Genomic DNA, 24,758 nt, shown 5'->3' on the forward strand with positions numbered 1-24,758 from the left:
CCGACCACGACCATGACCTGCCGGGGGCCGGGCCCCGCCGGCGCCGCCGCACCCCTCCACCCCACACGCGCGTACCCCCACACGGCCCGGTCGGCCCCGCCCCGCCGGCCCCGCCCCCCACGCGACGGCACGCACACCCCGGAACCTCCACAAAGGGGCGCACGCCCGGGAGCCCGCACCGGATCGGACATAAGCCATGTACCGATCCGCCCCTGTGCCTCACCAACGGCATCAGGCAGCATGGCCTGCATGTCCGTACTGACGCGCGACGAAGCGCAGAACCGAGCACAGCTCCTCGATGTCCACCGCTACACGATCGAACTCGATCTCACCACCGGTGACGACACCTTCGACTCCCGCACCCTGATCCGCTTCACCATCCTCACGGACCAGGACGACACGGACACCTTCGTCGAAGTCAAGCCCGCCGAGCTGCGCTCCGTCACCCTCGACGGACACCCCCTGGATCCCGAGACCCTCGACGGCAACCGACTGCCACTCAAGGACCTCACCCCCGGCGAACACGAACTCCACATCGACGCCGCCATGCACTACTCCCGCACCGGCGAAGGCATGCACCGCTTCACCGACCCCGCCGACGGCGAGACCTACACCTACACCCAGCTCTTCCTCGACGACGTCCAACGCGTCTTCGCGGCCTTCGACCAACCCGACCTCAAGGCCGTCTTCGACCTCACCGTCACCGCCCCCCGCGACTGGACCGTCCTCGCCAACGGCATCACCGAACCCCTCGGCAACGGCCGCTGGAAAGCAGCAACCACCCCCCTCATCTCCACCTACCTCGTCGCCGTCGCCGCCGGACCCTGGCACTCCGTACGCACCGAACACCGCGGCCTCCCCTTCGGCATCCACTGCCGCCGCTCCCTCGCCCCCCACCTCGACGCCGACGCCGACGAACTCCTCGACATCACCCGCGCCTGCTTCGACCGCTACCACGACACATTCACCCAGCCTTACCCCTTCGACTCCTACGACCAGGCCTTCGTCCCCGAATTCAACGCCGGCGCCATGGAAAACCCCGGCCTCGTCACCTTCCGCGACGAATTCGTCTTCCGGTCCGCCGTCACCGACACCCAACGACAGACCCGCGCCATGGTCATCGCCCACGAAATGGCCCACATGTGGTTCGGTGACCTCGTCACCCTCACATGGTGGGACGACATCTGGCTCAACGAGTCCTTCGCCGAATACATGGGCTACCAGATCACCGCCGAAGCCACCCGCTTCACCGACACCTGGACCGACTTCGGCATCACCCGCAAACCCTGGGGCTACGACGCCGACCAACGCCCCTCCACCCACCCCGTCGCCCCCGAAGACGTCCAGGACACCGCCTCCGCCCTCCTCAACTTCGACGGCATCTCCTACGCCAAGGGCGCCTCCGCCCTGCGCCAGCTCGTCGCCTGGCTCGGCGAAGACGACTTCCTCGCCGGCATCAACACCCACATCGACCGGCATAAATTCGCCAACGCCACCCTCACCGACTTCATCGACTCCCTCGCCTCCGCCACCGACCGGGACGTCCACGCCTGGGCCAACGCCTGGCTCACCACCACCGGAGTCGACACCCTCACCCCCACACTCCACACCGACAACGGCCACTGGCACCTCACCATCCAGAACCCGCCCCCCACAGGCGACACCGGCCGCCCGCACCGCATCACCCTCGGCCTCTACGACCACGACCTCCACACCCCCCACGGCCTCACCCCCCGCACCCACCTCGAAGCCGACCTCTCCACCACCGGCACCACCACCATCAGCGCACCCGGCCCCCGCCCCGCCCTCCTCGTCCTCAACGACGGCGACCTCACCTACGCCAAGATCCGCTTCGACAACGAATCCACCCACACCCTCCGCGCCCGCCTCTCCGGACTCCCCGACCCCCTCACCCGCGCCGTCGTCTGGAACGCCCTGCGCGACGCCGTCCGCGACAGCGAACTCCCCCCCACCACCTACCTGGACATCGCCCGCACCCACCTCCCCCACGAAACCGACCTCGCCCTCGTCGGCGGCGTCCTCGCCTTCGCCACCACCCACATCACCGACCGCTACGTCACCCCCGGCGGGCGGCCCACCGCCCTCGCCACCCTCACCGACCTGTGCCGCGATCTCATCCGCCGCACCGAGGACGGCGACAACCCCGGCCTGCGCCTCATCGCCGTACGCCACCGCATCGACACCGCCGCCCACCCCGACGCCATCGCCGCCTGGCTCACCGACGGCACCGTCCCCGGCGGCCCCGAACTCGACCCCGAACTGCGCTGGCGCATCCTCACCCGCCTCGCCGTCCTCGACGCCACCGACGAAGCCACCATCACCGCAGAACTCGCCAACGACCCCAGCGCCACCGGCCAGGAAGGCGCCGCCCGCTGCCGCGCCGCCCTGCCCCACGAAGACGCCAAGGCCCGCGCCTGGGACGCCATGTTCCACACCGACGACCTGTCCAACTATCTGTTCACCGCCACCGCCCAAGGCTTCTGGCAACCCGAACAAGCCGACCTCGTGCGCCCCTACGTCACCCGCTACTACAAGGACGCCGTCGCCCTCGCCGCCCGCCGCGGCCCCGCCATCGCCGAAGCCGCCGGCCACTGGGCCTTCCCCGTCCACGCCGTCGACCCCGAGACCCTCCGCCTCGGCCAGAAATGCCTCCGCAAGGCCGACCCGACCCCCGCCCTGCGCCGCAAACTCGTCGACCAGCTCGACGACCTGGCCCGCGCACTGCGCATCCAGCAGCAGGCATAAACCGGCAGGCACACCACACCATGGGGGGCGCCGCACCACCACGCGGCACCCCCCGGCACCACTTCAAGGCGACCTCGGCGACCTTGGCGACCTCGGGCGACCTCAAGGAGCGCCGACCCTCACACCATCGGCACGCCCTCCCGCACAGCCCTTCAGAACACCGGCGTGCCCTCCCGCGTCAGCCGCCAGTCCACCGACGCGAACTGCACCGGATCCAGCACACCCTTCGCCGTCACCCACTCCGCGATCCGCGTACGGATCTCCGTCGACTCCGACCACAACTCCTTCGCCGACGCCACATGCGGAAACGCCCCACCCCCGTTCGCCCGGTAATTGTTCACCGCGAACACGAACTCCTGCGCGTCATCCAACGGAGCACCCCCGAAACTCACATTCCGGATCCGCGACCCCGCCGGCTGCGCGATATCAATGTCGTACCGCAACCCCGACACATAGTCGTAGTTGTAGTCCGGACGCCCACCCGCATTCGTCAACACCGCCACATCCACCGGCGCACCCACCGCCGTCCGCACGAAATACTCCGCCGAACACTCCAGATACGCCCGCACCTGCGCACCCGTCATCAACTTCGCCACCAGCGTGTTGTCATACACATACAGACCCGACAGATCCCGGATCGTCACCTCACCCGCCGGAATCTCCGACGTCCGTGAGAACGGCGACCCCTGCGACAACACCGGCAACGACGCATATCCCGACCCGGCCAACGCGGCCCGGACCACGTCCTCCTGCACCTTGGTGATCAGATCGATGATCGGCGCATCCTTGTAACGCGCCTCCACCGTCGTCAACGCCACCGTCGCCGAACCCACCACCTGATTGACGTACGCCACCACCTCCGCATGCTCGTCCGACAACAGACGCGTGATCCGCGGATCGTCCTCCACCGTCGCCGCATCCCGCAGCGACGCCCCCACCGACTCCACCCGCCACCGGCCCCGCTCCAGAACCAACTCGAAGTCGAACAACGTCAGCCGCTCCGCGTAACACAGCGGCTCCGACAGCACGACCTCCCGGCCCGTCTCCTCATTGACGACCCGCAACTCCTCGATCTCCACATGCGCGTGACCGACCAGAATCGCGTCGATCCCCGGCACCAGCCGCGCCACATTCGCCGCCGCGTTCTCCACATACGGCAACTGATCCCCGTACGACGACGTCCCCGACGACCCCGAATGCGCCGACACCACCACCACGTCCGCACCCATCGACCGCAGCTTCGGCACCCACTTCGCCGCCTGCTCCTCGAGTCCCGAGAACGTCAGCTTCCCCTGCACATACGCCTTGTCCCAGATCGCGATCCCCGGATTCGTCAGCCCCAGCACCGCCACCCGCACCGGCGGAGCACCCTTCACCTGGAACTTCTTGATGAAGTACGGCGGGAACGCGGGCTTCAGCGTCTTCGCGTCCAGCGCGTTCGCCCCCAGCAACGGGAAACGGCACTGCTCCTCGAACTTCCGCAGCGTCTCGATCCCGTAGTTGAACTCATGATTGCCGAGCGCCACCGCGTCGTACCCGATCGCGTTCATCGCCTGCGCCATCGGATGAACCGGACCGCCCTTCGCGGTGATCGGATCCACCTTCGCGTAGTAGTACGTCAACGGCGTGCCCTGGATCGTGTCCCCCGCGTCCAGCAGCATTGTGTTGTGCCGGCCCTTTTCCCTGCGGACCTGCTCCACCAGCGTCGACACCCGCGCCAGACCCTGCGCGTTGCCCGCCCCGTCCTCGTACTCCGCGTCCTTGAAGTAGTCCCAGTTGAAGACATGGCCGTGCAGGTCCGTCGTCCCCATCACGGTCAGCGCGTACCGCCGCACCGGCTTCCCCTTCCCCCCTTGCCCCGCACCCGCCGCCGCGGCGGACCCTGTGGCCTGAGCGGACCCGACGGCCTGAGCGGCGGGAGCCGCCGCACCCGCCAGCGCCACCCCCGCCCCCGTCACAGCGGACCTCGTCAGAAACTTCCGGCGGTTCAACGGCATCCGGGGCTCTCCTCATCCAGGCAACGACGCGCGTAGATTCGCGCGCGACGATTCTGACCTGAACACGTCGAGTCTGACCAGCCTCCACGGACCGCGATCCGGCAGTGGCAGCGGCAGCCGTGACCGGCAAGGCGAGCCACAGCGCGGCCGGGGGTCCGGTGTGCTCATCGGAGCATCCGGCCGCACAATTCAACACTCGTCAATAACCATTCATACGCGGTCCGTCGGATGGTCACATGTGACCTAATCCCTACCCGTCGGTAAGCCCTAGGGTCAGACCATGCGCCGAGCAAAAATCGTCTGCACGCTAGGGCCCGCCACCCATACATACGACCAGATCAAAGACCTGGTCGACGCCGGAATGGACGTAGCCCGATTCAACCTCAGCCACGGCACCCACGCCGAACACGAGGAGCGCTACCACCGGGTCCGAAAAGCCGCCGACAAAACCGGCCACAGCGTCGGCCTCCTCGCCGACCTTCAAGGCCCGAAAATCAGACTCGGCCACTTCACCGAAGGCCCCGTACTCCTTGAACGCGGCGACACCTTCACCATCACCGTGGAAGACGGCATCCAAGGCGACCGCCACACTTGCGGCACCACCCACGCAGGCCTCGCCGACGATGTCACCCCCGGCGAACGCATCCTCATCGACGATGGCAAAGTCACCCTCCACGTCACCGCAGTCGACGGCCCCCGCGTCCACACCACCGTCATCGAAGGCGGCATGGTCTCCGATCACAAAGGCCTCAACCTCCCCGGCGTCGCCGTCTCCGTCCCCGCCCTCTCCAAAAAGGACGAGGACGACCTCCGCTGGGCCCTGCGCACCGGCTTCGACACCATCGCCCTCTCCTTCGTACGTAGCGGACACGACATCAAGGACGTCCACCGCATCATGGAGGAAGAAGGCCGCCTCCTCCCCGTCATCGCCAAAATCGAAAAACCCCAAGCCGTCCAGAACATCGGCGACATCGTCGCCGCCTTCGACGGCATCATGGTCGCCCGCGGAGACCTCGGCGTCGAAATGCCACTCGAACAAGTCCCCATCGTTCAAAAGCGCGCCATCAAACTTGCCAAACGCAACGCCAAACCGGTCATCGTCGCCACCCAAATGCTCGACTCGATGATCGACAACGCCCGCCCCACCCGCGCCGAAGCCTCCGACGTCGCCAACGCCATCATCGACGGCACCGACGCCGTCATGCTCTCCGGCGAAACCAGCGTCGGCAAACACGCCATCAACACCGTCCGCACCATGGCACGCATCGTCGAAGCAGCCGAAGAAGACCTCCTCGCCAAAGGCCTCCCACCCCTCACCGACACCAACAAACCCCGCACCCAGGGCGGCGCCGTCGCCCGAGCCGCCGCCGAAATCGGCGACTTCCTCAACGCCACCCACCTCATCGCCTTCACCCAGTCCGGCGACACCGCCCGCCGCCTCTCCCGCTACCGCTCACCCATTCCCCTCCTCGCCTTCACCCCCGACCCCGCCACCCGCTCCCAACTCAGCCTCACCTGGGGCGTCGAAACCTTCCTCGGCCCCCACGCCGACTCCACCGACGCCATGGTCGACCAGGTCGATGAACTCCTCCTCACTTACGGCCGCTGCAAGAAGGGCGACATCGTCGTCATCACCGCCGGCTCCCCGCCCGGCGTCTCCGGCTCGACCAACCTCGTCCGCGTCCACCACATCGGCGAGGACGACAGCCCCAAGTAGTCCTGCTGCCAGGGCCCCGGTTCAGTACTTGGGGCCCACGTGAAGGTCCATCAGGGCGACGGAGGCCTTCTTGGCAACGGAAACGTTGCGGGGGCTGGGCTGCCGCCATTCGACACCCACTTGGTCCAGGGGTGTTGTGAAGAGGCGGATGATGTCGGCTGAGAGATTGGTGAAGAAGTACCGCGGGTACTCATAGCGCTTCCGCTCACCGCGAACCATGCGAGTCGTCCAGTTGGTGATCCGGCATCCATCGGAGTGGATGAGTCCACGGACGAACTCCCAGGGGTACTCGTCGGCCAGAGCCTGTTGCCAGGACCTGATCGCGGCGCGTGAGATTCCTGTCTCGTGACTCACCGAGTTGAGACTGCGGCCCTGGCTCACCATAGCGAGTGCCCGCTTGCGCGTACTGAGGTTGTACATACGCAAACGGTGCGTGAATGATCGTCGCGACACGCAGCAATCGGCGGAGGTTCACGAGAACGTGGACGAGAGTGCGCTGGCTTCTGCCTCGGAATCCAAGGAAAAGTGCCCCAGGTGGGATTCGAACCCACACTGTCCGCTGTTTGAGAGCGGCCTCTCTGACCAGTTGGAGTACTGGGGCCTTGGAAAGCAAGGGGAACGGTATCCCCGTGCGCCCCCACCTTACCGCAGCTGGGTACGCTCTTGTCAGCAGTACCAGCCTGCCCCGCACCAAGGAGCCCACGTGAGTGCCCCCGAGTCGCCCCAGCCAGTAGACGCGTCCGATGACGACAAGTCGCACGTGCCTCCGATGACGACGCGTGTCGTGATCGCCGAGGACGAGGCGCTGATCCGGCTCGATCTCAAGGAGATGCTGGAGGAGGAGGGGTACACCGTCGTCGGGGAGGCCGGTGATGGTGAGCGGGCGGTGGAGCTTGCGCGGGAGCACCGGCCTGACCTGGTGATTCTCGATGTGAAGATGCCGAAGCTGGACGGTATCTCGGCGGCGGAGAAGATCGCTGAGGAGAGTATCGCGCCGGTGTTGATGCTGACGGCGTTCTCGCAGCGTGATCTGGTGGAGCGGGCGCGGGACGCGGGCGCGATGGCGTATCTGGTGAAGCCGTTCTCGAAGAGTGATGTGGTGCCGGCGATCGAGATGGCGGTGTCGCGGTTCACGGAGTTGCGGGAGTTGGAGCGTGAGGTCGCGGATCTGAGTCTGCGGTTGGAGACGCGGAAGCTGGTGGACCGGGCGAAGTCGGTGTTGCAGACGGGGTACGGGTTGTCGGAGCCGGCGGCGTTCCGGTGGATTCAGAAGACGTCGATGGATCGGCGGATGTCGATGCAGCAGGTGGCGCAGGCGGTTATTGACGACGCGGAGGAGAAGAAGGCGTCGAAGGGGTAGTTTTCGGTCGTGCTGTTGAGGCCCGGTTCCCCTGAGGGGAGCCGGGCCTCAGTGCTGTGCTGTGGGCGGGTCAGTCGACGCCGAGGTAGGCGTTGCGGACGGATTCGTCGTGGAGGAGGTTCTGTCCGGTTCCGGAGAGGACGATTTTGCCGATTTCCATGACGTGGGCCTGGTCGGCGAGGGAGAGGGCGGCCTGGGCGTTCTGCTCGACGAGGAGAATGGTGGTGCCTTGGGCCTTGAGTTCGGAGATGGTGGCCATGATTTTCTGCATCATGATCGGTGAGAGGCCCATGGAGGGTTCGTCGAGCATGAGGAGTTTGGGCTGGGACATGAGGGCTCTGCCCATGGCGAGCATTTGCTGTTCTCCGCCGGAGAGGGTTCCGGCTGCCTGCTTGCGGCGTTCTCCGAGGATGGGGAAACGGTCGTAGGCGCGCTGGATGTCCTTTTCGATGCCTGCTTTGTCGTTGCGGAGGAAGGCGCCGAGGCGGAGGTTGTCCTCGATGGTCATGCGGGGGAAGATGTGGCGGCCTTCGGGGGAGTGGGCGAGGCCGTGGGCGACGATTTGGTGGGCGGGGGTTTTCTTGAGGGATTTGCCGTTGAATTTGATGTGGCCGCCGACGGGCTTGAGGAGGCCGGAGAGGGTGCGGAGGGTGGTGGTTTTGCCTGCGCCGTTGGTGCCGATGAGGGTGACGATTTCGCCGGCTTCGACCTTGAAGGAGATGCCTTTGACGGCTTCGATTTTGCCGTAGGCGACTTTGAGGTCTTCGACTTCGAGGAGTGCGGTCATCGGTCGTTCTCCTTGCCGGGTGCTGCGTCCTTGCCGGGGGTTGTGTCCGTGGTGGTCCCGGTGGTTCCGGCAGTGGTGTCGGCTGCTGAGGCTTCGGCGGCTTCCACTTCGGCTACTTCTTCGGCGCCGGGGTCGTTGTCGAGGGGTTCTCCGAGGTAGGCGGCGATGACGCGTTCGTCGTTCTGGACGGTGGCGGCGTCGCCCTCGATGAGTTTTTCTCCCTGGACGAGGACGGCTACGCGGTCGCAGAGGTTCATGATGAACCGCATGTCGTGCTCGATGACGAGGATGGCGATGCCCATGTCCCGGATGGCGAAGATGAGTTCTTCGGTGGCGCGGGTTTCCTGGGGGTTCATGCCGGCGGTGGGTTCGTCGAGGAGCAGGAGGCCGGGTTCGCTGGCGAGGGCGCGGGCGATTTCGAGTTTGCGTTGTTCGCCGTAGGGGAGGTTGCGGGAGAGGTGTTCGGCCTTGTCGGCGAGGCCGATGAACTCAAGCAGTTCCATGGCGCGTTCGCGGGATTTGGCTTCTGCTTTGTGGAAGCCGGGGCCGCGGAGGAGGGCGGACCAGAGTCCTTCTTTGGTGCGGGTGTGGCGGCCGACGAGGACGTTTTCCAGGACGGTCATGTTGCCGAAGAGGCGGATGTTCTGGAAGGTGCGGGCGATGCCGGCGGCGGTGACCTTGAAGGACTTGGGTGGGAGGACGCGGTCCTTGTAGCGGACTTCGCCTTCGGTGGGGATGTAGAGGCCGGTGAGGCAGTTGAAGAAAGTGGTCTTGCCGGCTCCGTTGGGGCCGATGAGGCCGACGATTTCGCCGCTGTTGACGGTGAGGTCGACGTCGCGGACGGCGGTGAGGCCGCCGAAGCGCATGGTGACGCCGCGGGCGTCGAGGACGGTGTCGCCGGGGGCGGGGGTACCTGGGGTGGTGTCCTTGGTGGTGGTGTGGGTGGTCATGTGGTCAGGCCCCTGTCTTGCTCAGGACTGCGGGCGCGTCGTCCTCTGTGTGGAATTCCAGTTTGCGGCGGCGGTTGGGGATGAGTCCTTCGGGGCGGAATCGCATGATGAGTACGAGTGCGAGGCCGAAGGCGAGGAGTTGGTAGTCGCCGAGGAACTGGAGTTTGTTGGGGATGAGGAAGAGGAGTGCGGCGCCGATGAGGGGTCCGGCGATGGTGCCCATGCCGCCGAGGACGACTGCGGCGAGGAGGAAGGCGGAGTTGGGTGGGGTGGTGCCGGCGAAGAGGTATTGCTCGGGTGTGACGGTGTAGGTGACGTGGGCTTGGACGGTGCCGGCGAGGCCGGCGAGGGTGGCGCCGAGGGCGAAGGCGATGAGTTTGACGCGGAAGCCGTTGATGCCCATGGCGAGGGCGGCGGTTTCGTCTTCGCGGATGGCGACCCAGGCGCGGCCGATGCGGGAGTCGCTGCTGCGTCGGAAGACGAGGACGACGACCGCGGTGATGGCGAGCATCAGGAAGAAGTAGTTGGCGAATCGGCCGATGGTGAAGCCGGCGATGTCGTGGGGGGTGCCGAGGTCGAAGCCGAGGATGGTGAGGTCGGGGATGGAGGAGATGCCGTTGGAGCCGTTGGTGAGGTCGGGTCCTGAGGTGCCGTCGAGGTTGTTGACGGCGATGCGGAAGATCTCGCCGAAGCCGAGGGTGACGATGGCGAGGTAGTCGCCGCGGAGGCGGAGGGTGGGGGCGCCGATGAGGACGCCGAAGATGAGGGAGGCGATGGCTCCGACGAGGACAGCTGCCCAGAAGGGGAAGTGGACGCCGAAGGGTGAGCTGGGGGAGCCGGAGACGAGTGAGGCGGCGTAGGCGCCGACGCCGAGGAAGGCGACGTAGCCGAGGTCGAGGAGGCCGGCGAGGCCGACGACGATGTTCAGGCCGAGGGCGACGGTGGCGAAGATGAGGATGTAGACGCCGAGGGTGGCGTACTGGTCGTCGGTCTGGGTGAAGGGGAAGCAGGCTGCGGCGATGAAGGCGCCGCAGACGGTGATGTTCTGGTGCCGGGCGGTGATGTAGGAGGCCTGGGCGATGAGTCCGGACTTGTTGAGTGCGGCGAAGCCGAAGCCGGCGGTGATGAGGAAGCCGACGAAGAGTTCGTCGTATCCGGTGCCGATGCCGTAGGTGAAGACGACGAGGGCGAGGGCGAGGACGCCGACGATGATGAGGATTTCGGCGTAGGAGGGCAGGGGGGGTACGGGACGTGGGGCGCCGGAGGTGAAGGCTGCCTTGATGGTCTGCCAGGTGTGGCCGGCGTTGTGCCTGAAGTGTGCCCAGCCGGTTTCGTCGGGGTCGATGGGGTCGGGTTCGGGGCGTTCGAAGGGGAGGGCGAGCGCGCCGAGGAGGGCGAGGAGGGTGGCTGCGGCTGCGAGGTAGCCGCCGGGTTCGAGGTTGACGACGCCGCCGAGCTCGAGGCTGATGGCGAGGATGGTGTACCAGGTGGTGGTGAAGGCGGCGAGTGCGGCGAGTTTGATGGCGGCGTCGGCGCCGGCGGGGGCGAGCCAGCGCAGGCCTCGGACGCCGTAGGAGGAAAGGGCGAGGAGGGTGGTGAGGGTGCCGGCGATGAGGACGAGGACCTGGAGTCCGCCGGGGTAGCCGTAGTAGGTGAGGTCGCCGGGGAATTCGGAGGTCCAGGTCCAGGCGAGGAAGGTGGAGATGATGGTGAGGGCGCCGCCGGCGGTGGCGAGGGCGCGGCCGGTGTGCGGGGGGATGCCGATGAGGCCGGTGGTGGTGTTCGCCGCGGAGGTGGCGGGGGTGTTCGGTGTGCTGGTCTGTGTGGTCATCGGTGTCACGCCCTGTCCGCAACGCGTTCGCCGAGCAGGCCTTGGGGTCTGAACAGCAGTACGAGGATGAGGAGGATGAAGGCCCAGACGTTGGCCCAGGACTGGCTGCCGAACTGGTCGAGGCCGGGGATGTCGGAGATGTAGGCGGTGGCGAGGGTTTCGGCGAGGCCGAGGACGAGGCCGCCGATCATGGCGCCGTAGATGTTGCCGATGCCGCCGAGGACCGCTGCGGTGAAGGCTTTGAGGCCGAGGATGAAGCCCATCTTGAATTCGATCTGGCCGTACTTGAGTCCATAGGCGACGGATCCGACGGCGGCGAAGACGGCGCCGAGGGCGAAGGCGACCACGATGATGCGGTCGGTGTTGACGCCCATGAGTTTGGCGGTGTCGGGGTCCTGGGCGGTGGCCTGCATGCCGCGTCCGGTGCGGGTGCGCATGACGAAGTAGGCGAGGATGCCCATGCTGACGGGGGCGGCGATGAAGAGGAAGATGTCGCCGGTCTGGAGGGTGACGCTGCCGATGTGGAAGGGTCCGCCGTCGATCTGGGGGAAGGTGCGGGCCGATTTGGCTTCGGGGTACCAGGCCCATACGGCTTGCTGGAGGGCGAGGGAGAGGCCGATGGCGGTGATGAGGGGGGCGAGGCGGGGTGAGCCTCGGAGGGGCCGGTAGGCGAATCGTTCCGCTCCGACGGCGACGGTGGTGGAGATGATGATCGCCCCGAGGAGCATGAGGGGGAGGGCGATGAGCATGGATGTGCCGTCGGGCAGGATGTAGAGGTAGACCGTGAGTGCGCCGAAGGCGCCGGTCATGAAGATCTCGCCGTGGGCGAAGTTGATGAGCTGGATGATGCCGTAGACCATTGTGTAGCCGATGGCGACCAGCCCGTACATGGATCCCAGTAGCAGGCCGTTGACCAGCTGCTGCGGCAGTTCGTTCACCGCATGTCCTCCGAGACGTTCGGAAAAATAGACGAATGGGGCAGGATGCGAGCCGCGCGGGGCGCCTGTGGTGCGGCGCCCCGCGCGGCTCGTGTGGTGCGGGCTGGGTCAGCCGGTGTAGGTGCCGGAGTCGACGGCCTTCCAGTCGCCGTTCTCGACGGCGTAGACGGTGAGCTGCTTGTTGGTGGCGTCGCCGAACTCGTCGAAGGAGACCTTGCCGGTGACTCCGTCGAAGGAGACGTTCTGCATGGCGGCGGTGACCTTGGCGCGGGCGTCGTCGGGGAGCTTGCCGTCGTTGTCCTCGACGACCTTCTTGACGGCTTCGATGATGGACCAGGCGGAGTCGTAGCTGTAGCCGCCGTAGGCCTCGTAGTCGTCCTTGTAGTTCGCGTCCTTGTAGTTGGCGACGAACTCCTTGGCGGAGGGGAGGTCTTCGACGGGGGCGCCGACGGAGGTGGCGAGGTCGCCGGTACCGGTGGCGCCGGCGAGCTTGATGAAGTCGGCGCTGTAGATGCCGTCGCCGCCGACGAGCGGGATCTTGGCTCCGGCGGCCTTGATCTGCTTGCTGAGCGGGCCGGCCTGCGGGTATTCGCCGCCGTAGTAGACGACGTCGGCGCCGGACTTCTTGACCTTGGCGGCGACGGCGTTGAAGTCCTTGGTGTCCGGGTCGATGTGCTCGGTGCCGACGACGTCGCCGCCGAGCTCCTTGAAGGCCGCGGTGAAGGTTCCGGCGAGGCCGGCGCCGTAGGTCTTCTTGTCGTCGATGACGAAGACCTTGCGCTTCTTGGAGTCGTTGTAGAGGTACTCGGCGGCGAACGGGCCCTGGATGGCGTCCGTGGTCGAGGTGCGGAAGTACGACTTGTAGGTGCGGACCTGCTTGTTCTGCCAGTCAAGGCCCTGGGTGAGGGAGGGGTTGGTGTTGGCGGGGGAGACCTCGACGAGCTGGGCGGCGTCGAAGACCTTCTGCATGGATTCGCCGACGGAGGAGTTCAGCGGGCCGACGACGCCGAGGACTTCGTCGTTGGCGACGAGCTTGGTGGCGTTCTGCTGGCCGACGGAGGGCTGACCCTGGTCGTCGAGGGCTTCGACCTTGAAGGTGACGCCTTCGACGGTCTTCTGCTTGTTGGCGATCTTGGCGGCGAGGTCCACGGAGTTCTTGATGCCGAGGCCCAGGGCGGACAGGTCGCCGGTCAGTGGTGCGTCGACGCCGATGACGACGGTGGTGCCGCCGTTGCCGGAATCCGAGCCGCCGCTGCCGCCCTCGTCGCGCGAACCGCAGGCGGTGAGGGTGAGTGCTCCCGCAGCCAAAGCAGCGGTGACGGCGATGAGTGAACGTTGACGCACGATCCAGTCCTTTCCCCTGACGGCTGTTTCCCGGTGGAAACGGCCGAGTCGAGCGCTGGGCCGAAGTAAGAATCGGGAGGCGCGGTGACTGGCCGTGACTCTAAGCGGGTGGGGGGAACGGGGAGGAGGGTCTGGCCAATGCTGTGACTCTCTTGTTATGACACGAGGTAATGCAGAGCGGTACTGAGTGGGGGGAACGGAGGAATTCAAGCCGTTTTGACCTGTCCGCATGGTGAGAAACCGCAGGACCGGGCGGGGTGCGTTCAGGTGTGTCGGCGGTTTTGGTGATTACCGAAAATCGTTGCCGCAGGCGACCTGTAGGGCTGTGGAGAGGTCCTGTGCGTAGCGCGGTCCGAGGTGGAAGGAGCGTGTCTGTATTTCGCGCTTATTACGTAGAGTTACGTCCAGGAAGGAGATTCCGATGCTCCCTGACAATTCTCCGCATTTCGTGGTGCGCAGGGTGATGGCGATCTTGCGGGGGGATCCTGATTTTGTCCGGAAAGGGATGTGCGGGCTGGACGTCATGGAGAGACTCGGGTACGGCCGGGATATGCGGGTGACGGTGACCGGAGGGCCTGATCTCACGGTGAGTTCGACGATGAAGCTGAAATTCCGTTTGTCTGTTTCTGGACCTGTGGCCTGCGGTTTCACGTAGGTGATGGTCGTCACGTGGGCCGGGAACGGCGGTGCGGGCGGAGGGGGTTGCCGGGGGCGGGTGGCGTGCAGGAGGACGCCGGCCGCGAGGACGGTCGCCGCGGTGAGAGTGGCGAGTACGGTCCGGCGGTGACGCCCGTACAACCGCGTGAGGCGCTCGAGGCGAGAGCCGAGGGGGCCGCGCCGGCCGCGGGGTCCGTGGGAGAGCGGCGGGGTGGCCAAGGGGAGGGTTTCGTCGCCGGGTTCCACGGGGCCGATGGCGTTCATCGCCAGGCGCCTTCGTCCGGTCCGCCGGTGCGGTGCCGTTCGGCGCAGGCCCCGCGGACGTGACGGACGATCACGTTGTGGGCGGCCGCGGTGCCTTGGCGCTCACGGACGGGGCGGGCGGCGTGCACGGCGTCGCGCAGGATGTCGTACTGGCCGTTGGACAGGCCCATTGACTGGTAGTCGCCGTAGGCGGTGCCGTCGAGCACCTCGCGGGCCCAGTGGGCGACGATCCGTGCGCACACGTCCTCGGGTGCGGTTGTTGACGGTGAGGGCGACGGGGGCGGCGACGACAGGGATGGTGCCGGGGTGCCGGTGTGTCCGGACGGGCCGCATCCGGCTGCCAGGAGGACGGTCACGAGGGTGGCAGGGAGGGCGGCGGGGAACGCTGTCGTGAAGACCGTCGGGAGGGGTGCCGGGAGTGGCATCGTGGTGCGCAGGGGGCGGCCGGGGCCCCGCGCGGCGGGCCGGATGGCGCCTCCCCGATCCATGCTCGAACGGTAGGGCGCCCACGGTTCCCGGGCAAGGGACGGGCAATGGGGGGTGCGGGGGCAGTCGCGCGCCCCGCACCCTCCCGTGTCGGTCAGCGCGTCACGGCGCCGGAAGCCCGCTCCGCGTCCTTCGGGCCGACGTCCCGCAGCAGGCAGGTCAGACGCGCGGTGCACACCCGCTTGCCGGCCTCGTCGCTGATGACGATCTCGTAGGTGGCCGTGGACCGCCCCCGGTGCACCGGGGTGGCGACCCCGGTGACCAGGCCGGAGCGTGCGCCGCGGTGGTGGGTGCAGTTGAGGTCGACGCCCACGGCGATCTTGGTGGCGCCGCCGTGCAGCATCGACCCCACCGACCCGAGGGTTTCGGCCAGGACGGCGGAGGCGCCGCCGTGCAGCAGCCCGTAGGGCTGGGTGTTGCCTTCCACGGGCATCGTTCCGACGACCCGCTCGGCCGAGGCATCCAGGATCTGCACGCCCATGCGGGTGCCGAGGTGGCCGGCGGAGAACAGTGCCCGCAGGTCCACGCCGAGCGCGGCGTACTCGTCGATGACCTCTTGCGGGAACTTCACGTGCTGCTGCTCTCCCATGGGGCCGGGCTCCGTTCGTCGTGCGTCGTGTTTCGTCCGTCGTGATCACTGCGGCGGTACGGCACTGCCGTGGACGCTTTGCGTCGCGTCCACGGCAGTGCCGCCGACATCACTGAGCAAACGCTCAGTCGGTCGCGGATTGTTCCAGACGGACCACGACGGACTTGCTGGCCGGGGTGTTGCTGGTGTCGGCGGTAGCGTCCAGCGGCACCAGGACGTTGGTCTCCGGGTAGTACGCGGCGGCGCAGCCGCGGGCCGTCGGGTAGTGCACGACGCGGAATCCGGGGGCCTTGCGCTGCACGCCGTCCTTCCACTCGCTGACCAGGTCGACGTACGAGCCGTCCGCGAGCCGCAGTTCGCGCGCGTCCTCGGGGTTGACGAGCACCACGCGGCGGCCGTTCTTGATGCCGCGGTAGCGGTCGTCGAGGCCGTAGATCGTGGTGTTGTACTGGTCGTGCGAGCGCAGTGTCTGCAGCAGGAGCCGCCCCTCCGGCAGTTCGGGGTACTCGACCGGGGCGGCGGTGAAGTTGGCCTTGCCGGTGGCCGTGGGGAAGCGCCGCTCGTCGCGCGGGGCGTGGGGGAGTGCGAAGCCCGAGGGGTTCGCCACGCGCGCGTTGAAGTCCTCGAAGCCGGGGATCACGCGTGCGATGCGGTCTCGGATCGTCGCGTAGTCCTTCTCGAACTCCTCCCACGGCACCTTGCTGTCGGAGCCGAGGACGCGGCGGGCCAGCCGGCAGACGATGGCCGGTTCGGACAGCAGCTGCCCGCTCGCCGGTTCGAGGCGGCCGCGGGAGGCGTGCACCATGCCCATGGAGTCCTCGACCGTCACGAACTGCTCGCCGCTGCCCTGCAGATCGCGTTCGGTGCGCCCCAGGGTCGGCAGGATGAGGGCGCGCGCGCCCGTGACGGCGTGCGAGCGGTTCAGCTTGGTCGACACGTGCACGGTCAGCCGGGCCCGGCGCATCGCGGCCTCGGTGACCTCGGTGTCGGGGGAGGCGGAGACGAAGTTGCCGCCCATGGCGAAGAAGACCTTCGCCTGTCCGTCGCGCAGTGCGCGGATGGCCCGTACGACGTCGTAGCCGTGTTCGCGCGGCGGGGTGAAGCCGAACTCCTTCTCCAGGGCTTCCAGGAACTCCGGTGCGGGCCGCTCGAAGATGCCCATGGTGCGGTCGCCCTGCACGTTGGAGTGGCCGCGCACCGGGCAGACGCCCGCGCCGGGGCGGCCGATGTTGCCGCGCAGCAGCAGGAAGTTGACGATCTCGCGGATCATGGGCACGGAGTGCTTGTGCTGGGTCAGGCCCATCGCCCAGCACACGATGACGCGCTTCGATGCGAGGACCATGCGCAGGCATTCCTCGATGTCCTCGCGCGTGAGGCCGGTCGCGGTGAGGGTGGCGTCCCAGTCGGCGGCGCGGGCGGCCTCGGCGAAGTTCTCGTAGCCGTGGGTGTGTTCACGGACGAAGACCTCGTCGACGGCGCCGGGCGTGTCGAGGATCAGCTTGTTGAGGATGCGGAAGAGGGCCTGGTCGCCGCCGAGGCGGATCTGCAGGAACAGGTCGGTGAGGGCAGTGCCGGTGGTGAGGCCCTTGGGGGTCTGCGGGTTCTTGAAGCGCTCCAGGCCGGCCTCGGGCAGCGGGTTGACGCTGATGATCCGCGCGCCGTTCGCCTTGGCCTTCTCCAGGGCTGACAGCATGCGCGGGTGGTTGGTGCCCGGGTTCTGGCCTGCGACGATGATCAGGTCGGACTTGTAGAGGTCCTCCAGCAGGACGCTGCCCTTGCCGACACCGATCGTCTCGGACAGGGCGGAGCCGGAGGACTCGTGGCACATGTTCGAGCAGTCGGGCAGGTTGTTGGTGCCGAGCTCGCGCGCGAACAGCTGGTAGAGGAACGCGGCCTCGTTGCTGGTGCGTCCGGAGGTGTAGAAGAGGGCCTCGTCGGGGGAGTCGAGGGCGTTGATCTCCTCGGCGACGATGTCGAAGGCGCGCTCCCAGGTGACCGGCTCGTAGCGGTCGCCGCCCTCCGGGAGGTACACGGGGTGGGTCAGGCGGCCCTGCTGGCCCAGCCAGTAGCCGCTGCGGCCGGCCAGGTCGGCGACGGGGTGCTCGGCGAAGAACTCGGGGGTGACCCGTCTCAGGGTGGCCTCCTCGGCCACGGCCTTCGCGCCGTTCTCGCAGAACTCCGCCGTGTGCCGGTGCTCGGGCTCGGGCCAGGCGCAGCCCGGACAGTCGAAACCGTTCTTCTGGTTGACACTGAGCAGGGTCAGCGCCGTGCGTTTCACGCCCATCTGCTGGTGGGCCATGCGCAGACTGTGGCCGATCGCCGTGAGGCCCGCTGCCGAGTGTTTCGGCGCGGCGACCTTCGGCGCGTCCTGGACCGGGTCACCCTTGGGCGGCTTGCTGGCCATCGCGCACTCCTCTTCGCGTACACGTGTGACGTATGCCGCCGATCCTCGCACGTGGCGGTGACAACGAGGGGGGCCGGGCGAGCCTCGGGCGGGGGTGGGGGCGGGGATATTCGAGATGAGCGATTACGAACGGATGTAAGTAGCTTTGAGCTGCTTTGAGCAATTTCGAGTGATGGGGGTCGGGGCCGCGAATCGTCCGGTGCAGGGCGGCGGTCATGGGGTCCGGTGACGCGGGGGCGGGGCCGAGTGTCGGTGGCGCGTGGCAGGATCGGGGACGTGGCAGAGACAGCAGCGAAGAAGACCGACCAGACCTCCGGCGAGGCCCGACCGCGACTGATGCTCATGGACGGGCATTCGCTGGCCTACCGCGCGTTCTTCGCGCTGCCCGTGGAGAACTTCACCACCGCGACGGGCCAGCCGACGAACGCGATCTACGGCTTCGCGTCGATGCTGGCGAACACGCTGCGCGACGAGGCGCCCACGCACTTCGCGGTGGCCTTCGACGTCTCCCGCAAGACCTGGCGCTCGGCGGAGTTCGCCGAGTACAAGGCGAACCGCTCCAAGACCCCGGACGAGTTCAAGGGCCAGGTCGAGCTGATCGGTGAGCTGCTCGACGCGATGCACGCCCCGCGCTTCGCCGTCGACGGGTTCGAGGCGGACGACGTCATCGCCACGCTCGCCACCCGCGCCGAGGCCGAGGGCTTCGACGTGCTGATCGTCACCGGCGACCGGGACTCCTTCCAGTTGGTCTCCGAGCGCACCACGGTGCTGTATCCGACCAAGGGCGTCTCCGAGCTGACCCGGTTCACCCCCGAGAAGGTGCTCGAGAAGTACGGGCTGACGCCCGCGCAGTACCCCGACTTCGCGGCGCTGCGCGGCGACCCGTCCGACAATCTGCCCGGCATTCCCGGTGTCGGTGAGAAGACGGCCGCGAAGTGGATCAATCAGTTCGGCTCCTTCGCGCAGCTCGTCGAGCGGGTCGACGAGGTCAAGGGCAAGGCCGGGCAGAATCTGCGCGACCATCTGGAGTCGGTCAAGCTCAACCGCCGCCTCACCGAGCTGGAGCGGCAGGTCGAGCTGGCCAAGGGCGTCACCGACCTGGAGCGGACCGCCTACGACCGCAAGGCCGTCGCGATGATCCTGGACACCCTGGAGATCAGGAACCCGTCACTGCGCGAGCGGCTCTTCGCCGTCGACCCCGGAGCGCAGGAGGCCGAGGCCGCCCCGGTCGTCGCGGAGGGCGTGGAGCTGGACGGGACCGTCCTGGGCGCGGGCGAGCTGGCCGGCTGGCTCGCCGAGCACGCCATCGGGACCCTCGGCGTCGCCACCGTCGACACCTGGGCGCTGGGGGCCGGCTCGGTCGCCGAGATCGCCCTGGCCGCGACCGCCGGACCGGCCGCCTGGTTCGACCCGGCCGAGCTGGACGAGAGCGACGAGCAGGCGTTCGCCGCCTGGCTCTCGGACGCGGACCGTCCCAAGGTGTTCCACAACGCCAAGGGCGCGATGCGGGTCTTCGCCGAGCATGGTTGGAGCGTCGAGGGCGTCTGGATGGACACGGCCCTCGCCGCCTATCTGGTCAAGCCGGGCCGCCGCTCCTTCGCCCTGGACGCGCTGTCCCTGGAGTACCTGCACCGCGAACTGGCGCCCGCCGCCGCGGCCGACGGCCAGCTGGCCTTCGGTGCGGACGACGCCGCCGAGGCCGAGACGCTGATGGTGCAGGCCCGTGCGGTGCTCGACCTGGGCGAGGCCTTCGAGGGCCGCCTCCAGGAGGTGGGTGCCGCGGATCTGCTGCGGGACATGGAGCTGCCGACGTCCATCCTGCTGGCCCGCATGGAGCGGCACGGCATCGCGGCGGACCGGGCCCATCTGGAGTCCATGGAGCAGATGTTCGCGGGCGCCGTGCAGCAGGCCGTGAAGGAGGCGCACGCGGCGGCGGGACACGAGTTCAACCTGGGCTCGCCCAAGCAGCTCCAGGAGGTCCTCTTCGGCGAACTCGGCCTGCCGAAGACGAAGAAGACCAAGACCGGGTACACGACCGATGCCGACGCCCTGGCCTGGCTGGCCGGCCGGACCGACAACGAGCTGCCGGTGATCATGCTGCGCCACCGTGAGCAGGCGAAGCTGCGCGTCACCGTCGAGGGCCTGATCAAGACGATCGCCGCTGACGGCCGTATCCACACCACGTTCAACCAGACGGTCGCCGCCACCGGCCGCCTGTCGTCGACCGACCCGAACCTGCAGAACATCCCGGTCCGTACCGACGAGGGACGCGCGATCCGCCGGGGCTTCGTCGTCGGCGAGGGCTTCGAATCCCTCCTCACCGCCGACTACAGCCAGATCGAACTGCGGGTGATGGCACACCTCTCCGAGGACGCCGGTCTCATCGAGGCGTTCACCTCCGGTGAGGACCTGCACACCACGGCCGCCGCGCAGGTGTTCGCGGTCGAGCAGTCCGCGGTGGACGCGGAGATGCGCCGTAAGATCAAGGCGATGTCGTACGGCCTCGCGTACGGCCTGTCCGCCTTCGGGCTCTCGCAGCAGCTGAACATCGAGGCGGCCGAGGCCCGCGCCCTGATGGACGCGTACTTCGAGCGGTTCGGCGGGGTACGGGACTATCTGCGCCGAGTGGTCGACGAAGCCCGGGCGACGGGGTACACGGCGACCCTCTTCGGCCGCCGGCGCTACCTGCCCGACCTCAACAGCGACAACCGTCAGCGCCGCGAGGCGGCCGAGCGCATGGCGCTGAACGCGCCGATCCAGGGCACGGCGGCGGACATCGTCAAGATCGCCATGCTGAATGTGGACCGCGCGCTGCGCGAGGCGGACCTCACGTCCCGCATGCTCCTCCAGGTCCACGACGAAATCGTCCTGGAGATCGCCCCCGGCGAGCGTCCGGCGGCGGAGGAACTGATCCGCCGGGAGATGGCCGACGCGGTCCGGCTCCGCGTCCCCCTGGGCGTCTCGGTCGGCGCGGGCCCGGACTGGGAGTCGGCGGCACACTGACGGCGCCGGGCACGGCCGAGACCGACGGGCGACGGACGGGCAGGGGCGGAAGGCGCCTGCCCATCCGCCTTCCGCCCCTGCCCGTCCGCCTTGCAAGCGCCCGCCCCCGGAGGGCGCTTCACTCGCGTGGACCGCGCGGGCAAGCCGCCGGGTGGACGCGGCGCCAGGATGCGGGGCATGGGTATACGCATGCTTCACCGCAGAGCGACATCCCCGAGGGCTGCCGCCGACGGACCCACCCCCGAGGCGCTGTCGCCGGTTCCGGTCTTCGCGGCCGGCGCGAGTACCGCCCGTACCCCCGTCCCCCTCGCCGGCGCGCTGCGCCGTGCCGCCGCGGACCTCGGCCGCCGCATCGCCGACGGTCCCTGGCACCCCGGTCTTTGCGAAGGGCCCGGACTCCCGGGCCCCGGCGTCGGCGAGCCGCCTGCGTGGCGGCTGTGGGCCGAGCTGGCCCGCGGCTGTCTGACGCTCGCCCTCACCCTGCTGCCCCGGCCCCACCCGGTCCGTACCGTCACCGTGTTCGTGGCGGCCGGCGAGACCCTCAGCGTGCGGCCGTACGGCTCGGCCGCCGCGTATCCGCCTCCCCGGGGCCCGCGGTGGCCGGGGCCGGACGCCACGCCCTGACCGCCACGGCGTACACCGGCAGCGCGAGGACGAGCCCGGCGCCCGCCCCGAAACACACCGTGGGGATCAGCTCCCAGGGCTTCGCGGTCGCACCCCAGTAGTCCCACCAGCGTGAGGCCCGCTGCACGGCCCCCGCCAGCGCGCAGCCGCCGAGCAGCGCGGCGGCCGCCCACCGGTCGGCCGTGGACAGCGCCGGGACCCCCGCCGGCCCCGGGCGGGGCGTCGCCCGGCGCAGCGCCCGCGCCAGGAACACGGTGATCACCACCGCGGCCACCGCCGAACCGCCGTACTGCAGGTACCAGTACAGCGGTGAGCCCGCGATCTCCTGTCCCAGGACGGGGAAGACCCGCATCCCCCACCGGTCGAGGTGTGTGAACTCGTCCCAGACCACGTGCGTCAGCGCACCGAGCACGGCCGAGACGTACCAGCGCGCCACCAAGGAGGCGCGCACGCGCGCGCGGGGCGTGCCGCAACGCAGCAGGGCGGCCGTCCGCCCCTGCCGGGACCGAGGCAGCAGCGCGACGAGCGGTTCGCGGACCAGGAGCCAGAGACCCACCAGCGCCCAGGCGATGCCCACATCGATGGTGAGAACGCCCGGGAAGGAGTGCGTGAAGTCCCCGAACTCCATCGCCCCGGACAGGACACCGGCCGCGTAGTAGGTCAGGTCCGGAGCGAGACTGCCTGCCACGAGTACGGCCGGCACCAGCGGCCCCCGGCCGGTCCCGTCGGTGCGTACGGCGGGCAGGACCGCCACCGCATGGCTCAGCGTGAAAGGCAACTCAGATCCTTGGGAGGGTAGTTGACCCGATCGGTCGGCCCGGGTGCTCGGTGGGCCCCAGTATGCGCGACGCGGCCGTCCACGACCGGTGAGGGAAAAGCTGTGGCCAACCGGTGAATACCGGGCATGAACGGGTGTCCGAGCAAAGGATGGTGCCGTAGGGTCGCGAGAGTTGCCATGCCCGGTGCAACAGGCGGGGCGGGCCGCATCGTTACAACAGATCAGTACAACTGATGGTTGCGGCTGATCGTCACAACAGGCGAGCGTGACAGACGTTGACGGACGCTTTGGCGTCCATGGGGAGGGGTTCACTCTATGGCGGCGCATTTCGGCAGGAGGCTGCGCAAGGGAGCGGCAACCACCGCCGTGGCGGCGGCCGCGGTGGCGGCCCTGTCCGCGTCCCAGGCTCCGGGTGTGACGATCGGCGGTCAGGACGGCCGGACCTCCTCGGGCGCAACCTCGGAGTCCGAGGAGAGCACCGACGACCCCGGCGCGACCGGCAACTCGCCGTACTACACGGACCTGCCGCCGCTGAACAGCCCCAACCCCTCGCCGTCCGCGAGCTCCGACCCGGTCACGCGGGGCGCCGCCGAGGCGGGCATACCCGCGACCGTCCTCGACGCCTACAAGAAGGCCGAAGCCGCGCTGCGCGAGGCCAAGCCCGCCTGCAACCTGCCCTGGCAACTGCTCGCCGCCATCGGCAAGGTGGAGTCCGGCCAGGCCCGCGGCGGACGCGTCGACGCCGACGGCACCACGACCTCCCCGATCATCGGCCCGCAGCTCGACGGCAACGGCTTCGCGCTCATCAAGGACACCGACGACGGCGAGTACGACGGCAACAGCGCCTACGACAACGCCGTCGGCCCCATGCAGTTCATCCCGTCCACCTGGGCGTGGGCCGGCCGTGACGGCAACGACGACGGCCGCGAGGACCCCAACAACATCTACGACGCCGCGCTGGCGGCCGGCCACTACCTGTGCCGCTTCGGCTGGGACCTGTCCGACCGGGCGGACCTCGGCAGGGCGATCCTCAGCTACAACAACTCGACGGAGTACCTGAACACCGTCCTGTCGTGGCTGGAGTACTACCGCAAGGGCACGCACGAGATCCCGGACGGCACCGGCACTGTGCCCGACAACCGCAGCGACGACCGCGCCACGAGCCCCACCCCGTCGACGCCGGGCACCAGCCCGTCCGCCCCGGACACGCGGCCGTCGAAGCCCGGCACCGCGCCCGGCAAGCAGGGCAGCGGCAGCACCACGCCGCCGTCCTCGCCCGGCACACCGAGCACCCCGCCGTCCACGACCCCGCCGCCATCGACAACTCCGCCGCCGAGCACCCCGCCGCCCACCACGCCCTCCACGCCCACCGATACGGTGAACCACTTGGAGAACGCCGGCACCGGCAAGCTCACCGCGACGGCGGGTGAGGCGTTCACCGAGCGGATCCGCACCCGCGCGGAGACGGACGAGGGCAAGAGCGTCGCGAAGGTGCGGATCCGCTTCACCGTCGTCGGCGACACCGACACCACCTTCACCGGCGGCGAGAGCGTGGCCACCGTCCTCACCAACAGCTCCGGCGTCGCCGTCGCGCCCGCACTCCAGGCAGGTGAGAAGACCGGCGACGTCACCGTCCGCGCCACCGTCGTCGGCCGCGTGGTGCCGGGCCTCGACTACCGGGCCACCGTCACCGAGCGCGTCGCCGACACCGTCGTCCGTACCGACGACGAGGCGCTGACCTGCACGCCGGGCGGCGAGTTCGCCCATCGCGTCGAGGTGCGGGCCACTCACGACGGCTCCGCCGCCGGCAAGGTCGCCGCCACCGCCACGCTGATCACATCGGCCGACGATCCCACCGTCAACGACAAGGGCCCCTACTTCAAGGACGCCGACGACAAGGCCGTACGCACTCTGAGCGACCTCCGGACGGACGCGGACGGCCGGCTGAAGCTGCCCCGGCTGTACGCGGACGACACCACCGGCACCTTCCTGCTCCGCATCACCACCGCGGGCGGCGCCACTCTCACGGTCGAACTCACCGTGGCCGAGGCCGAGGCCGAGGCCGGGACCGCGTCCCCCGGCCCCACCGCCGGCGCGTAGCCGCACGCGCGCCCGCACCCCGCGCGGACAACAGGGCGCCCCCTCCATCGCTGACGGAGGGGGCGCCCTCCCGTGTGCGCGACGTGTTCTCATCTCGCCCGCCCGTTCCTACGGCACCGACTCCCCCACGATCCGACGCCTCATCGGTTCGAGTGGGGTCACG

At 68.7% G+C, this 24,758-nt stretch carries 18 protein-coding genes and 1 tRNA gene; 7 read left to right on the forward strand and 12 right to left on the reverse strand.

The genetic code is table 11. The annotated features are described in order from the left end of the window. Positions 1–240 precede the first annotated feature (240 nt). Entirely contained in the window at positions 241–2,766 is a 2,526-nt protein-coding gene (pepN, locus tag ACFPZI_RS12630; protein ID WP_381362315.1) for an aminopeptidase N, read from the forward strand. Between the two features lie 152 nt (positions 2,767–2,918). On the opposite strand, the gene ACFPZI_RS12635 is transcribed toward pepN, so the two are convergent. Continuing rightward, the gene (locus tag ACFPZI_RS12635; RefSeq protein WP_381362318.1) at positions 2,919–4,763 is read right to left on the reverse strand and encodes a bifunctional metallophosphatase/5'-nucleotidase; all 1,845 of its coding nucleotides are present in this window, start codon (positions 4,761–4,763) and stop codon (positions 2,919–2,921) included. A gap of 280 nt (positions 4,764–5,043) precedes the next feature. Here ACFPZI_RS12635 and pyk point away from each other — a divergent pair, with 280 nt between their 5' ends. Beyond that, positions 5,044–6,480: a pyruvate kinase gene (gene pyk / locus ACFPZI_RS12640; protein WP_381362321.1), complete on the forward strand. Its 1,437-nt coding sequence runs from the start codon at positions 5,044–5,046 to the stop codon at positions 6,478–6,480. Between the two features lie 21 nt (positions 6,481–6,501). Here pyk and ACFPZI_RS12645 read toward each other — a convergent pair whose 3' ends face one another. Both ACFPZI_RS12645 and ACFPZI_RS12650 read right to left on the reverse strand, forming a co-directional pair. Continuing rightward, on the reverse strand, positions 6,502–6,900 hold the full coding sequence (locus ACFPZI_RS12645; RefSeq protein ID WP_381362324.1) for a hypothetical protein: 399 nt from the start codon (positions 6,898–6,900) through the stop codon (positions 6,502–6,504). 106 nt (positions 6,901–7,006) lie between these two features. Beyond that, positions 7,007–7,081: transfer RNA gene (locus ACFPZI_RS12650), tRNA-Leu, on the reverse strand. Between the two features lie 102 nt (positions 7,082–7,183). On the opposite strand from ACFPZI_RS12650, the gene ACFPZI_RS12655 reads away from it, so the two are divergent. Next, on the forward strand, positions 7,184–7,840 hold the full coding sequence (locus ACFPZI_RS12655) for an ANTAR domain-containing response regulator (RefSeq protein ID WP_381362327.1): 657 nt from the start codon (positions 7,184–7,186) through the stop codon (positions 7,838–7,840). A gap of 70 nt (positions 7,841–7,910) precedes the next feature. Here the strand turns inward: ACFPZI_RS12655 and ACFPZI_RS12660 are convergent, their stop codons facing one another. The 5 genes from ACFPZI_RS12660 to ACFPZI_RS12680 all read right to left on the reverse strand — a co-directional run bounded on the left by ACFPZI_RS12660 (position 7,911) and on the right by ACFPZI_RS12680 (position 13,690). Beyond that, positions 7,911–8,627, reverse strand: coding sequence for an ABC transporter ATP-binding protein (locus ACFPZI_RS12660; RefSeq protein WP_381362329.1), 717 nt, complete (start codon positions 8,625–8,627; stop codon positions 7,911–7,913). After that, the gene (locus tag ACFPZI_RS12665) at positions 8,624–9,577 is read right to left on the reverse strand and encodes an ABC transporter ATP-binding protein (RefSeq protein WP_381362332.1); all 954 of its coding nucleotides are present in this window, start codon (positions 9,575–9,577) and stop codon (positions 8,624–8,626) included. Before ACFPZI_RS12665 ends, ACFPZI_RS12660 begins: the two co-directional genes overlap by 4 nt. Before the next feature lie 4 nt (positions 9,578–9,581). Then, positions 9,582–11,408, reverse strand: a complete 1,827-nt coding sequence (locus ACFPZI_RS12670; protein ID WP_381362335.1) for a branched-chain amino acid ABC transporter permease — start codon at positions 11,406–11,408, stop codon at positions 9,582–9,584. A gap of 5 nt (positions 11,409–11,413) precedes the next feature. Next, entirely contained in the window at positions 11,414–12,346 is a 933-nt protein-coding gene (locus tag ACFPZI_RS12675; RefSeq protein WP_381362338.1) for a branched-chain amino acid ABC transporter permease, read from the reverse strand. A gap of 108 nt (positions 12,347–12,454) precedes the next feature. Beyond that, positions 12,455–13,690, reverse strand: a complete 1,236-nt coding sequence (locus ACFPZI_RS12680; RefSeq protein WP_381362341.1) for a branched-chain amino acid ABC transporter substrate-binding protein — start codon at positions 13,688–13,690, stop codon at positions 12,455–12,457. Positions 13,691–14,111: 421 nt separating this feature from the next. On the opposite strand from ACFPZI_RS12680, the gene ACFPZI_RS12685 reads away from it, so the two are divergent. Then, entirely contained in the window at positions 14,112–14,345 is a 234-nt protein-coding gene (locus ACFPZI_RS12685) for a hypothetical protein (protein WP_381362344.1), read from the forward strand. Between the two features lie 262 nt (positions 14,346–14,607). Here the strand turns inward: ACFPZI_RS12685 and ACFPZI_RS12690 are convergent, their stop codons facing one another. From ACFPZI_RS12690 to ACFPZI_RS12700, 3 genes are all read right to left on the reverse strand, one after another. Further along, positions 14,608–15,099: a hypothetical protein gene (locus ACFPZI_RS12690; RefSeq protein ID WP_381362347.1), complete on the reverse strand. Its 492-nt coding sequence runs from the start codon at positions 15,097–15,099 to the stop codon at positions 14,608–14,610. Positions 15,100–15,191: 92 nt separating this feature from the next. Further along, complete coding sequence (locus ACFPZI_RS12695; protein WP_381362349.1) at positions 15,192–15,686, reverse strand: PaaI family thioesterase; 495 nt, start codon at positions 15,684–15,686, stop codon at positions 15,192–15,194. A gap of 124 nt (positions 15,687–15,810) precedes the next feature. Continuing rightward, on the reverse strand, positions 15,811–18,090 hold the full coding sequence (locus tag ACFPZI_RS12700; RefSeq protein ID WP_381362352.1) for an FdhF/YdeP family oxidoreductase: 2,280 nt from the start codon (positions 18,088–18,090) through the stop codon (positions 15,811–15,813). Positions 18,091–18,366: 276 nt separating this feature from the next. On the opposite strand from ACFPZI_RS12700, the gene polA reads away from it, so the two are divergent. Together polA and ACFPZI_RS12710 are read left to right on the forward strand one after the other, a co-directional pair. Beyond that, positions 18,367–21,093 (forward strand): DNA polymerase I, encoded by a 2,727-nt coding sequence (gene polA / locus ACFPZI_RS12705; RefSeq protein ID WP_381362355.1) that lies wholly within the window; start codon positions 18,367–18,369, stop codon positions 21,091–21,093. 177 nt (positions 21,094–21,270) lie between these two features. Then, complete coding sequence (locus ACFPZI_RS12710; protein ID WP_381362358.1) at positions 21,271–21,717, forward strand: hypothetical protein; 447 nt, start codon at positions 21,271–21,273, stop codon at positions 21,715–21,717. Here the strand turns inward: ACFPZI_RS12710 and ACFPZI_RS12715 are convergent. Continuing rightward, positions 21,635–22,495, reverse strand: coding sequence for a DUF4184 family protein (locus ACFPZI_RS12715; RefSeq protein WP_381362361.1), 861 nt, complete (start codon positions 22,493–22,495; stop codon positions 21,635–21,637). The genes ACFPZI_RS12710 and ACFPZI_RS12715 overlap by 83 nt on opposite strands. 315 nt (positions 22,496–22,810) lie before the next feature. Here ACFPZI_RS12715 and ACFPZI_RS12720 point away from each other — a divergent pair, with 315 nt between their 5' ends. Further along, positions 22,811–24,595 (forward strand): lytic transglycosylase domain-containing protein, encoded by a 1,785-nt coding sequence (locus ACFPZI_RS12720; RefSeq protein ID WP_381362363.1) that lies wholly within the window; start codon positions 22,811–22,813, stop codon positions 24,593–24,595. Positions 24,596–24,758: the final 163 nt, after the last annotated feature.

The sequence above is a fragment of the Streptomyces chlorus genome, assembly GCF_042655885.1.
Taxonomy (GTDB): domain Bacteria; phylum Actinomycetota; class Actinomycetes; order Streptomycetales; family Streptomycetaceae; genus Streptomyces; species Streptomyces chlorus.